At 75.0% G+C, this 11544-nt stretch carries 14 protein-coding genes; 5 read left to right on the forward strand and 9 right to left on the reverse strand.

The genetic code is table 11. The features are described from left to right. Positions 1–140 precede the first annotated feature (140 nt). A complete protein-coding gene (locus ABQ292_RS12595; protein WP_012948692.1) occupies positions 141–374 on the reverse strand; it encodes a dodecin family protein in 234 nt (77 codons plus the stop codon). 23 nt (positions 375–397) lie between these two features. Here ABQ292_RS12595 and ABQ292_RS12600 point away from each other — a divergent pair, with 23 nt between their 5' ends. Together ABQ292_RS12600 and ABQ292_RS12605 are read left to right on the forward strand one after the other, a co-directional pair. After that, positions 398–925, forward strand: a complete 528-nt coding sequence (locus tag ABQ292_RS12600; RefSeq protein WP_369206803.1) for an excalibur calcium-binding domain-containing protein — start codon at positions 398–400, stop codon at positions 923–925. Then, positions 864–1067: a cold-shock protein gene (locus ABQ292_RS12605; protein WP_073420333.1), complete on the forward strand. Its 204-nt coding sequence runs from the start codon at positions 864–866 to the stop codon at positions 1065–1067. The genes ABQ292_RS12600 and ABQ292_RS12605 overlap by 62 nt, the downstream gene beginning before the upstream one ends. Before the next feature lie 96 nt (positions 1068–1163). Here ABQ292_RS12605 and ABQ292_RS12610 read toward each other — a convergent pair whose 3' ends face one another. After that, positions 1164–1625, reverse strand: a complete 462-nt coding sequence (locus tag ABQ292_RS12610; protein WP_369206806.1) for a hypothetical protein — start codon at positions 1623–1625, stop codon at positions 1164–1166. Positions 1626–1701: 76 nt separating this feature from the next. Between ABQ292_RS12610 and msrB the strand changes: the two genes are divergently transcribed. Next, positions 1702–2121 carry a peptide-methionine (R)-S-oxide reductase MsrB gene (gene msrB, locus ABQ292_RS12615; protein ID WP_369206808.1) on the forward strand — a complete coding sequence of 140 codons (420 nt, stop codon included), beginning with the start codon at positions 1702–1704 and terminating at the stop codon, positions 2119–2121. A gap of 105 nt (positions 2122–2226) precedes the next feature. Here the strand turns inward: msrB and hemQ are convergent, their stop codons facing one another. The 4 genes from hemQ to hemE are packed head-to-tail and all read right to left on the reverse strand — an operon-like array spanning position 2227 to position 5885. Then, complete coding sequence (gene hemQ, locus ABQ292_RS12620; protein ID WP_369206810.1) at positions 2227–2955, reverse strand: hydrogen peroxide-dependent heme synthase; 729 nt, start codon at positions 2953–2955, stop codon at positions 2227–2229. Beyond that, positions 2952–3428 (reverse strand): hypothetical protein, encoded by a 477-nt coding sequence (locus ABQ292_RS12625; RefSeq protein ID WP_369206812.1) that lies wholly within the window; start codon positions 3426–3428, stop codon positions 2952–2954. Before ABQ292_RS12625 ends, hemQ begins: the two co-directional genes overlap by 4 nt. 37 nt (positions 3429–3465) lie before the next feature. Then, positions 3466–4833 (reverse strand): protoporphyrinogen oxidase, encoded by a 1368-nt coding sequence (gene hemG / locus ABQ292_RS12630; RefSeq protein ID WP_369206814.1) that lies wholly within the window; start codon positions 4831–4833, stop codon positions 3466–3468. Beyond that, entirely contained in the window at positions 4830–5885 is a 1056-nt protein-coding gene (hemE, locus tag ABQ292_RS12635) for a uroporphyrinogen decarboxylase (RefSeq protein ID WP_369206816.1), read from the reverse strand. Before hemE ends, hemG begins: the two co-directional genes overlap by 4 nt. A gap of 103 nt (positions 5886–5988) precedes the next feature. On the opposite strand from hemE, the gene ABQ292_RS12640 reads away from it, so the two are divergent. After that, the gene (locus tag ABQ292_RS12640) at positions 5989–6618 is read left to right on the forward strand and encodes a DUF3000 domain-containing protein (RefSeq protein WP_369206818.1); all 630 of its coding nucleotides are present in this window, start codon (positions 5989–5991) and stop codon (positions 6616–6618) included. 161 nt (positions 6619–6779) lie between these two features. Further along, the gene (locus tag ABQ292_RS12645) at positions 6780–8060 is read left to right on the forward strand and encodes a ribonuclease D (protein WP_369206820.1); all 1281 of its coding nucleotides are present in this window, start codon (positions 6780–6782) and stop codon (positions 8058–8060) included. A gap of 162 nt (positions 8061–8222) precedes the next feature. Here the strand turns inward: ABQ292_RS12645 and ABQ292_RS12650 are convergent, their stop codons facing one another. From ABQ292_RS12650 to ABQ292_RS12660, 3 genes are all read right to left on the reverse strand, one after another. Then, positions 8223–9509 (reverse strand): sugar ABC transporter permease, encoded by a 1287-nt coding sequence (locus tag ABQ292_RS12650; protein WP_369206822.1) that lies wholly within the window; start codon positions 9507–9509, stop codon positions 8223–8225. A 3-nt stretch (positions 9510–9512) separates the two neighbouring features. Then, a complete protein-coding gene (locus tag ABQ292_RS12655) occupies positions 9513–10319 on the reverse strand; it encodes an ATP-binding cassette domain-containing protein (protein WP_369206824.1) in 807 nt (268 codons plus the stop codon). A gap of 83 nt (positions 10320–10402) precedes the next feature. Next, complete coding sequence (locus ABQ292_RS12660; protein WP_369206826.1) at positions 10403–11512, reverse strand: sugar ABC transporter substrate-binding protein; 1110 nt, start codon at positions 11510–11512, stop codon at positions 10403–10405. Between the last annotated feature and the right edge of the window lie 32 nt (positions 11513–11544).

The raw sequence follows: 11544 nt of genomic DNA on the forward strand, positions 1-11544 counted from the left end.
GATCGGCCGCGCCGGCGGGGGGCGGACCCGGAGGTGCACGAGGGAGTCGCACCCGGTGCGGCAGGCCGACCGTCACTCCCGCGACGGCACCGCCGGTCCGCAGCCGACCGTCCTGCCCGATCGGCTGCGGACGGCGGGGTCTAGCGCTCCACGACGAAGGCGATCTTGCAGTGCACCTTGTAGAGGGAGAGGTTGCCGTTCTCGTCGACGTCGGCGTTGCTGCCGATCACCTCGACGCCACGGATGCCGCGGACGGTCTGCGCCGCTGCCTGGACGGCGTTGCGCACGGCGTCACTGAAGGAGTTCGGCGAACTGCCCACGATCTCGCTGATCCGGACGACAGCTCCCGGGACGTGGTCCTGCTTCTCTGACATGTCTCCTCCTGGGGCCAGCAGCGGTGCTCGGCAGCGTAGGTGAGCGGAACCGCTCCGCACCAGGACATCTCGAACCCCTCGGCGAGCGCCTGTCGTGCCGCGCAGCGGACCGGCGAGCCGGTGCGGGTGCGGGGCGAGCCGCGCGGAAGCCCGCGGCCGGCCGGGACGGTGGGTATCCGGCCCCGTCCCGTCCCACCCGCTCCACCCGTCCCGCGGGGGCCGCGCCCGTCCGCGCCGGGCAGCCCGGCTACGGCCGCCACCTCGACCGCGACGGCGATGGGGTCGGGTGCGAACGAGCGCGCCGCGCGAGGCGATCGACCGACCCTCGGCCCCGCCGACCGCGCACGACGGAGGTCGCCGGACGCGCCCAGGCGGCCGATACGGCGCCCCGATCCCCCACGGAGCCGTCCGGGCCGCTAGGGTCGTCGCGTCGGGAAGGCCCTGCGCACTGGCAGGACCCCGATGCACCACCGCAGCTAGGAGCGAGCAATGCCCGAAGGAACAGTGAAGTGGTTCAACGCGGAGAAGGGGTTCGGCTTCGCCACCCCTGACGGTGGCGGACCGGACGTGTTCGTCCACTACTCGGCCATCCAGACCAGCGGCTACCGCTCGCTCGACGAGGGGCAGCGCATCTCGTTCGACGTCGAGCAGGGCCAGAAGGGTCCGCAGGCGGCGAACGTCACCCCGCTCTGATCGTCTGAGCCGTAGCAGCGCCCCCGTCCGGTTCGCCGGGCGGGGGCGCTGTCGCGTCCGGGGCCGGTCCACCGGGCGACGTGCCCGGCGCGGGGCTCAGCGTGCCCGCGGGACGTAACCGCCGATGAGGGCCGACATCAGCAGCGCGCCGTCGTCCGGGCCGACGGCGACCGCGGCGTCGGAGAACGCGCGCCACCGGGCCCGCTCGACCTCGCTCGGGGCGTTCGCCGCCCGGGCGGCCAACTGCTCGAGCAGCCGGTCCCACTCCCCCTGCGGAGTCGGCCAGAGCCCGGCCAGCCGGCGGGCCTCGGGCGACACGCCGGTGAACCGGACGATCTCGCCGGAGTAGGTGGTGAGCACCTCGACGTAGCCGGCGTCGGTCAGCGCCCGCGCGGCGGCCAGCACGTCGGGCTTGGGCAGCCCGCTGGCCGGCGCGACCTGCCCGAGGTAGGGCGCTCCCCCGTGCTTCGGCTCGTCGACCAGCCGGACGACGGCGCGCAGCACCGGCAGGTCGCGGCGGAACCAGGTGTCGGGCAGAGGTGCGTCGAGCGAGGTCACCGGCCCAGTCTCCCGCCCGCGCCGGACGTCGTCCGCGGGCCCCTGACGATGGCGCGCCCGCCGTACCGTGGATCCCATGACGACGTCCGCACAGCAGCCGAAGGTGACCAGGTCCGACGAGGAGTGGCGGGCGCAGCTCTCGCCGCAGGAGTACGCCGTCCTGCGGCAGGCCGGCACCGAGCGCCCGTGGACCGGCGAGTACGTCGACACGAAGACCGTCGGCGTCTACACCTGCCGGGCCTGCGGGGCCGAGCTGTTCCGGTCGGAGACCAAGTTCGACTCGCACTGCGGCTGGCCGTCGTTCTACGAGCCGTCGTCGGCGGACAACGTGGTGCTCCGGGAGGACCGGACCCTCGGGATGCTCCGCACCGAGGTGCTCTGCGGCACCTGCCACAGCCACCTCGGCCACGTCTTCGACGACGCCCCGCAGACGCCGACCGGCGACCGCTACTGCATCAACAGCGTCTCCATCCGCCTGGAGCCCGCCGAGAGCTGAGGCCCACGCCGCCGTCCTCCCCGACGGCAGCGCGTCCCCCCGCGCCGTGGACGGTGCGGGAGGACGCGCCGTGATCAGGTTCCCTGATCGTCGCCCGGAGGGCCGTCAGGGCAGGTCGCGCACGAGCTCGGCGACGGGCTTGCGGGTGCCGGTGTAGAAGGGCACCTCCTCGCGCACGTGCCGGCGGGCGCGGCTGGCGCGCAGGTCGCGCATGAGGTCGACGATGCGGTGCAGCTCGTCGGCCTCGAAGGCGAGCATCCACTCGTAGTCGCCCAGGCCGAACGAGGCGACGGTGTTGGCGCGGACGTCGGGGTAGGGCCGCGCCTGCATGCCGTGCTCCTTGAGCATGTCCCGCCGCTCCTCGTCGGGCAGCAGGTACCACTCGTAGGACCGCACGAACGGGTACACGCACAGGTAGCGGCGCGGCTCCTCGTCGGCGAGGAACGCCGGGATGTGGCTGCGGTTGAACTCCGCCGGCCGGTGCAGGGCCATCTGCGACCACACCGGCTCCAGGTGCCGCCCCAGCGCGGTGCGGCGCAACCGCGTGTAGGCCTCCTGCAGGGCGTCGGGCGTCTCGGCGTGCCACCAGACCATGAGGTCGGCATCGGCGCGCAGCCCCGAGACGTCGTAGGTCCCCCGGACCACGACGTCCTTGCCGGCCAGCTCCTCGAACAGCCCGGCCACCTCGTCGGCGGCGGCGGTGCGCTGGTCGTCGCCCAGCGGTGCGGCGAGCTTGAACACCGACCACATCGTGTAGCGGATCAGCGCGTTGAGCTCGTTGGCCCGCTTTCCGACGCTGCGCTGCTCGGTCGACTGCTCCGTCTGCTCGCTCATGCCCCCATTGTCCTGCGCCCGCGGCGGGTCCGGCCGGGGGCTGCACTGTGGCGCGGGCCGCAGGCCAGGGCGGTCAGGCCGAGGACGAGCGCGTCCTCGGCCAGCGCCGCGGGCAGGGGGCCGGTGCGCGGCGCCGCCCACCCCCGCCAGCGCGCCCCGGCCAGCGTCCCCGCCGCCGCGCCGGCCACCGCGGCGAGCACCGGCAGCACCGGACCCCCGGCACCGCGCCGGGCCAGGAGCGCCCCGCCGGCCGCGCCGGCAGCCAGCCGGACGGCGACGCTCGGCGGGATCGTCCGCGACGGTGTGCCCGGCAGCTTGTCGGCGACCAGCTCACCGGCGACGGCGGCGACCGCGGCCAGCCGGACCGGCCACCGCAGCGGCGAGGTGAGCACGGGACCGGCGAGGCCGAGCGTGCTGCGCCCCCCGGCGGCGGTCCCGAGCAGCGCGGCCCGCAGGACCGGGGAGGCAGTCACGGGCACCAGCCTGTCAGGCCGCGGCGGACCGGGCCGCTCAGGCCAGCGCGTCGACGGCGCGGTGGGCGCTGCGGATGCAGGCGGGCACGCCGACGCCGTCGTAGGCCGCCCCGGCCACCGCCAGCCCCGGCACCGCGGCGACCGCGTCGCGGACGGCCACCACCCGCTGCGGGTGGCCGACCAGGTACTGCGGCAGCCCGCCGCCCCAGCGCACCAGGTGGGCCTCCAGCGGCTCCCGGCGCTCCAGGTCGAGCAGGTCGGCGACGTCGGCCACCACCGCGGTGGTGAGGTCGTCGTCGTCCCGCTGCAGCTGCACCTCGCCGCCGTAGCGGCCCACCGACGCGCGCACCCGCAGCAGGCCCCCGCGGGACAGGTGCGGCCACTTCGACGACGACACGGTGACGCCCTTGACCAGCCGCCCGGTCACCGGCGGCACGAGCAGGCCGGAGCCGGCGGCCACGGCCTGCGCCGGGAAGGCCGTGGCCACGACCGCCATCGACGCGTACGGGATCCCGCGCAGCGGCTCGACCGCGTCGGGGGCGACGCCGGCCAGCAGCCGGGCCGACTTCCCGGCCGGGGCGGCGACGACGACGGCGTCGGCCTCGACGACCTCCGGTGCGGCGACCGGGCCGACGGCGACCTCGAGACGGCCACCGGCGCGGCGGATCGCGTGCGCCGGGGTGCGCAGCCGGACGACGGCGCCCGACGCCTCGACCAGCGCCTGCGGCAGCGACCCCAGACCGCCGTCGACGGTGACGAACACCGGCCCGTCGGCGTCGCCGCGGCTGCGCGCACCGGCGTCGCGCGCGGCGAGCGCGGCGGCCAGCACCGAGTCGGTCCGCGCCAGCTGCGCGGCCAGCGCCGGCATGGTCGCGGCCAGCGAGAGGTCGTCGGGGCGGCCGGCGTAGACCCCGCCGAGCAGCGGCTCGACGAGCCGGTCGACCACCTCGTCGCCCAGCCGGGTGCGCAGCAGCCGGCCGACCGAGACGTCGCCCTCCAGGCGCAGCGGCGGCAGGTCGACCTCGGCGCGCACCCGCGCGACGCCGTCCGGGGTGAGCACACCGGCGAGCCCGTCGGCCGACGTCGGCACGCCCTGCACGGTGCCCGGCGGCAACGGGTGCCGGCCGTCGGGCAGCACGATCGAGGCCTGCGTCGTCGCGGGCGCGACCAGCCGGTCGCCGAGCCCGAGCGCCGCCACCAGCTGCACCGCCTCCGGCACCCGGGCGAGCACCGCCTCCGGCCCGGTGTCGTACCACTGCCCGGCGAGCTCGAGCCGGTCGATCTTGCCGCCGACCCGGCCGCCGGCCTCCAGGACGACGACCTCGTCGCCGGGACGGCGCCGGCGCCACTCGAAGGCGGCGGTGAGCCCGGCGATCCCGGCGCCGACGACGACCAGACGGCTCATCGCGCGGAGAGCTCGTGCACCAGGTCGACGACGTGCGTGAGCGCCCCCGGGTCGGTCTCGGGCAGCACCCCGTGGCCGAGGTTGAACACGTGCCCGCGCGCGGCGCGGCCCTCCGCGACGACCCGCCGGACCTCGCGGTCGACGGTGGCCCGGTCGGCCAGCAGGACGGCAGGGTCGAGGTTGCCCTGCAGCGACCGCGCGGGACCGACCCGGCGGGCGGCCTCGTCCAGCGGCACCCGCCAGTCGACCCCGACGACGTCGGCCCCCGCGTCGCCGATCAGCGCGAGCAGCTCCCCGGTGCCGACACCGAAGTGGACGCGCGGCACGTCGCGGTCGCCCAGCCCGTCGAACACCGCGCGCGAGTGCGGCAGCACCCGGGTGGCGTAGTCGGCGGCCGAGAGCACCCCGGCCCAGGAGTCGAACAGCTGCACCGCCGAGGCGCCGGCGTCGACCTGCGTGCGCAGGAAGGTGGCCGCCGAGACCGCCAGCCGGTCCAGCAGCCGGGTCCAGGCCTCCGGCTCGGCGTACATGAAGGCCTTGGTCCGGGCGTGCTCCTTGGACGGGCCACCCTCGATCAGGTAGGTGGCCAGTGTGAACGGCGCCCCGGCGAAGCCGATCAGCGGCGTGGGCCCGAGCTCGGCGACCAGCCGGCGCACCGCCGTGGCCAGGAAGTCCAGCCGATCGGGCTCGAGGCCGGGCAGCGCGTCGACGTCGGCGACCGTGCGGACGGGGTCGGCCACGACCGGTCCGACGCCGGGCTTGATCTCGATGTCGACGCCGGCGACCACCAGCGGCAGCACGATGTCGGAGAACAGGATCGCCGCGTCCACGCCGTGCCGCCGGACCGGCTGGAGGGTGATCTCGGTGACCAGGTCGGGGTCCTGGCAGGCCTGCAGCATCGCCGTCCCGGCGCGCAGCGCCCGGTACTCCGGCAGCGACCGGCCGGCCTGGCGCATGAACCACACCGGCGTCCGGTCGACCGGCAGGCCGCGCGCGGCCCGGACCAGGTCCGAGTCGGCGGGGGACGGAGCGGGGGCGGCAGCGGCGGTCACGACGGTCGATCCTCCCAGACCAGGCACGACCCGGCCGCCGAGCGGGGAGGCCGGCTGCGGCGCGTCGGCGACAGACGGGGCCCGTGCCCCCTACCCTGCGAGCGTGGAGCCACGCAGCCTGGGCGGTCCTCCGGACGCCGTCGGCGCACGGCCGGTCGACGACCGTCCGGAGGACTTCGTGGCCGCCCTCGAGTCGATGGCCTCGCTCCGGGTGCGCCCGGAGATCGTGGTCGAGGACATCCCCGCCCCGCAGCGGCTGGCCCCCTTCGCCTACGCCGTCGGCGCGCGCATCAGCGAGCTCGACGGCGACGAGGAGGTCGAGGTGGCCAGCGGCCGCTTCATCGTCCTGTACGACCCGGCCGGCCACGAGGCGTGGGCGGGCACCACCCGCTGCGTCGGGTACCTCTCGGCCACCACCGACGAGCACATGGTCGACGACGCGATGTTCTCCGAGGTGGCCTGGAGCTGGCTGACCGAGGCCCTGACCTCGTGCGGCGCCCCGTCCCACGCGCTGGGAGGCACGGTCACCCGCACCGCCTCCACCCGCTTCGGCGACCTGGCCGGGCCCGAGCACTCGGTCGACGTCGAGATCCGCGCCTCCTGGACGGCGGAGGACACCGCGCTCGACCGGCACCTCGACGCCTGGCTCGAGGTGCTCGGCAACGCCGCCGGCCTGCCGCCGCCGGGAGTGGCGATGCTGGGCCCCTCCGGCGCGGTCGACGACGGCAACTAACATCTGAGGGGCGGGGGCACTCCCCGGGTCCGCGCCGGCCGGCTCGTACCGCCCGGAGGCCGGGGGACCGGCCGCGGACGCACGGACGACACGGGCGATGAGGTGGACGGCAACTGAGCACCGACCCCCGGCCCGACCCCACCCGGGACGACGCCACCCCGGTGGGCACCGTTCCCGAGGACACCACCCCCGAGGACACCACCCCCGAGGACACCGCCACCGAGGACACCGCCCCCGACGACGTCGCGGTCCCGGTCCCCCTGCTCGCGCCGCGCGACGGCCTCCCGCCGGTCATCGAGACCTCCTCCGCGCTGGAGGAGTACGCCGACGCGCTGCGCGCCGGGACCGGGCCGGTCGCCGTCGACGCCGAGCGCGCCTCGGGGTACCGCTACGGCCAGCGGGCCTACCTCGTGCAGCTGCGCCGCGCCGGTGCGGGCACCGGGCTGGTCGACCCCGTGCCGCTGCCGGACCTCTCCGCCGTGCAGGCCGCGATCGCCGACGCGGAGTGGGTGCTGCACGCGGCCAACCAGGACCTCCCCTGCCTGGCCGAGATCGGCCTGGTGCCGACGAGGATCTTCGACACCGAGCTGGCCGCGCGGCTGGCCGGGCTGCCACGGGTGGGCCTGGGCGCCGTCGTCGAGTCGCTGCTCGGGTTCTCGCTGCAGAAGGGCCACTCGGCGGCCGACTGGAGCACCCGGCCGCTGCCCGAGGAGTGGCTGGTCTACGCCGCGCTCGACGTCGAGGTGCTCGTCGACCTGCGCGACGCGCTGGCCGCGGTCCTGGAGGAGCAGGGCAAGACCGAGTGGGCGCGGCAGGAGTTCGCAGCCGTCCTGGCCGCCGGGCCGCCGGCGCCGAAGGCCGACCCGTGGCGCCGCACTTCCGGTGTGCACGGGCTGCGCAACCGGCGGCAGCTGGGCATGCTGCGCTCCCTCTGGCAGGCCCGCGACGACCTGGCCCGCAAGCGCGACATCGCCCCCGGCCGAGTGCTGCCCGACTCGGCGATGGTCTCCGCCGTCCAGGCCGACCCGCAGACCGAGGGCGCGCTGCTGGAGCTGCCGGTCTTCCGCGGCCGGGCCAACCGCAAGCTGGTGAGCACCTGGTTCGGCGCCCTGACCCGCGGGCGGGCGCTGCCGGAGGCGGAGTTGCCGCCGCACAGCCGGCCGGGCGAGGGTCCGCCGCCGGTGAACCGCTGGGCCGACCGCGACCCCGCGGCGGCCACCCGACTGCAGGTCGCCCGGGCCGGGCTGGCCGAGCTGTCGGAGAAGCACGCGGTGCCGGTCGAGAACCTGGTCTCCCCCGACCTCGTGCGCCGACTGGTGTGGAGCCCGCCCGAGCCGCGCGACCCCGAGACGGTGGCCGCGACCCTGCGCGCCGGCGGTGCCCGCGAGTGGCAGGTCGAACTCACCTGCGACCTGCTGACGGACGCGGTCAACCGGGCCTGAACGCACGAGGGGCGGCCCCGGCCGCAGCCGGGACCACCCCTCGTGACCGTCGAGGGCGGCCTCCTGCAGGGCTCGGCGCCGATCGTGGTGACGGGATGGAACGGCCCCGCTGCAGGGTCCCGCGCCGAGCGTGCGAGGCGCGGGGGGCAGCGGGGCCCTTCCTCAGTGCCCGGTCGCGGCCGCCCGGCGCCGGGCCAGCGCGTCGACGCTCGCGGCCAGCAGCAGCACGCCACCGGTGATGATGAAGTTGAGGTACGCCTCGGTGCCGAGCAGACCGAGGCCGTTGGCGATGATCGCCACGACCAGGCCACCGAGGACGGCGTCACGCACCCGTCCCCGGCCGCCGAAGAGGCTGGTGCCACCGATGACCGCGGCGCCCACGGCGTAGAGCAGCGTGTTGCCGCCGCCGGACCCCGGCGCCACCGAGCCGAGCCGGGCGGCCGCGACGATGCCGCTGATCGCCGCCAGGGTCGAGCCGATGACGAACACGGAGACCTTGATCCGGGTGACGTTGATGCCGGCCCGCCGGGCCGCCTCGGCATTGCCGCCGACCGCGTAGACGTGCCGGCCGAAGCTCGTGCGGCCGAGCACGAAGGTCAGGAACAGCAGCAGGACGACCACGAGCGGGATGGCGTACGGGATCCCGGCGAGCACCACACCGACCGCCGGGGCGCGGTCGACGCTCAGCACCGCCGTGACCACGACGACGACGGCGGCGATCACGCCGATCCGCACGAGCACCACGGCCAGCGGGGAGTGCGCGAGCCCCTTGGCGCGCTGGACGCGGAACCGGTTGAGCTGCAGCGCGGCGTACACGGCGATGACCAGCAGGGCGAGGACCCAGCCGAGGACGACCGGGAGGTTCCTGTCGCTGATCGCCGAGATCACCGGGTCGCGCACCGGCACCGTGCCACCCTCGCCGATCAGCCGCAGCGTGAAGCCCTGCCAGCCCAGGAAGAGCGCGAGTGTGACGACGAACGACGGGATGCCGATCATGCCGACGAGGCTGCCGGTGAACAGGCCGATGACCACGCCGGTGACGATCGCTGCCACCACCGAGACGTACCACGGCACGCCGGCATCGGCGAGCAGCTTGGCCATGACCGCGGCGCAGACCCCGCTGACCACGCCTGCGGACAGGTCGATCTCGCCCAGGAGCAGGACGAAGACCAGCCCCATCGCCAGGATGATGATCGGCGCCGCCTGGTCGGCCAGGTTGGCCATGTTCCGCGGGGTCAGGAACGTCTCGGGCCGCAGCGCGAAGAACAGCAGGCCCAGGACGACGATGCCGAGGATGGCCGGCAGCGCCCCCAGGTCGCCGCCCCGGACGCGGTCGACGTAGGCCCGGACCGTCGCGCCGAGGGAGTCCGCGGTGCGGTCGGCCTCGAAGCCCGACGGGGCGCCGCCCGGCTCCTGCGCGCTGGTCGGCGCAGAGATGGTGCTGGACATGCCTCAGACCTCCACTGCCGCGACTTCGGCGGGGGCGATGCCGAGGTCGCCCGACCGGCCCGCCGTGATGAGCTCGATGACCTGGGGACGATCGACCTGGGAGATGGGCACGTCGGCCGCCATCCGGCCCAGGTACAGGGCCGCGACCCGGTCGGCGACCTCGAAGACGTCGACCATGTTGTGGCTGATGAAGACCACCGCGTGGCCGGTGTCGGCCAGCCGCCGGACCAGGTCGAGCACCTGCCGGGTCTGCGCGACGCCGAGGGCGGCGGTCGGCTCGTCGAGGACGACCAGCTTGGACTCCCACAGCACGGCCTTGGCGATGGCGACCGTCTGGCGCTGGCCACCGGAGAGGCTGGAGACCAGCTGGCGCACGGACTTCAGGGTCCGGACGGAGAGCTTGCTCAGCGTGTCCCGGGCCGCCTGCTCCATGGACAGCTCGTCGAGGAGGATGCCGTTCTTGCGCTCGCGGCCGAGGAACATGTTCTGGACGACGTCGAGGTTGTCGGCCAGGGCGAGGTCCTGGTAGACGATCTCGATGCCGAGCGCCGCGGCGTCGCGCGGGCCGGTGACCGTGACCGGCCGGCCCTCGAAGAGGAGCTCGCCGGAGTCGATGGCGTGGATACCGGCGATGGACTTGATCAGCGTGCTCTTGCCCGCGCCGTTGTCGCCGACCAGCGCGGTGACCTGGCCGGGGTAGACCTTCATGTGCACGTCGTGCAGGACCTGGATGGCGCCGAAGCTCTTGTTGACGCCGCGGAGCTCCAGGGTGGGGGTGACGTCTTCGGGACGGTCGGTGGGTGCGGACACGCCGGGCCTCTCGGTCGCGCTGGTGGGGCTGGGGCAGCAGCCGCCGGGGCGCTCATCATCGGCGCCCCGGCGGCCGGTGACCACTACTCGATCCCGAGCTCCTGGCAGGCGGCGGCGAACTCGCCGGTGCAGAGCTCCTCGGCGGTCACGAACTCGTCCTCGACGACCTCGCTGACGTTGTCGCGGAAGATCGCGACCGGAGTGAGCAGGACCGACGGGACCTCACGGCCGGCCTCGGTGTCCTCGACGGTGCCGGTGGTCTCGCCCTCCTCGCCGTTGATCAGCGCGACGGCCAGCTCGGCGAGCGCGTTGGCCTCCTCGCGGACCGACTTGTAGACGGTCATGCACTGGTTGCCGGCGAGGATGTTCTGCAGGCCCTCGACCGAGGCGTCCTGGCCGGTCACGTTCGCCTGGCCCGCGGCGTTGTTGCGCTCGAGGATCTGGATCACCGAGTTGGCCAGGCCGTCGTTGGCGGCCAGCACGCCCTGGACGTTGCCGTTGGCCTGGGTGTACATCTGCTCGAAGATCGTCGCCGCCTCCTGGTTGTCCCAGTCCGGCACCGCCTGCTCGGCCACCTGCGTGTACTGCGTCAGCGGGTCGAGGACCTCGTGGGCGCCCGACGAGAACAGCGTCGCGTTGTTGTCGTCCGGCGAGCCGTTGAGGAACGCGATGTTGCCCTGGGTGACGCCGTTGGCCTCCAGGCACTGCTGCAGGCCCTGGCCCTGCAGACGCCCGACCTCGGTGTTGTCGAAGGAGACGTAGTACTCCGCCGAGCCACCCAGGGTCAGCCGGTCGTAGTCGATCGTCGCGACGCCCTCGTTGGCCGCCTGCTCCTGGATCTGCGCACCCGAGGCCGAGTCGAGGTTGACGATCGCGAGGACGGTGGCGCCCTCGGTGATCATCTGCTCGGCGATGGTCGCCTGCCGCTGGGCGTCGCCCTCGGCGTTCTGGATGTCGTACTCGACACCGGCCTCCTCGAAGGCCGCCTCGAGGTAGGGGCGGTCGAAGTTCTCCCAGCGCACCGAGGACTCGGTGTCGGGGAGGATCACGCCGACCCGGCCGGCGGTCTCGCCGCCACCGCCGCCTCCACCGCCGCCACCGGTGTCGCCGCCGCCGCTGTCGCCGCCACAGGCGGCCAGGCTGAAGACGAGGGAGGCCGCGAGGGCCGTCATGATGGTGCGCCGTCGCGCCATGGGTCGTCCACCGTTCTGTCGGGAATGCGCAG

The sequence above is a fragment of the Geodermatophilus maliterrae genome (genome assembly GCF_041018925.1).
Classification (GTDB): Bacteria; Actinomycetota; Actinomycetes; order Mycobacteriales; family Geodermatophilaceae; genus Geodermatophilus; species Geodermatophilus maliterrae.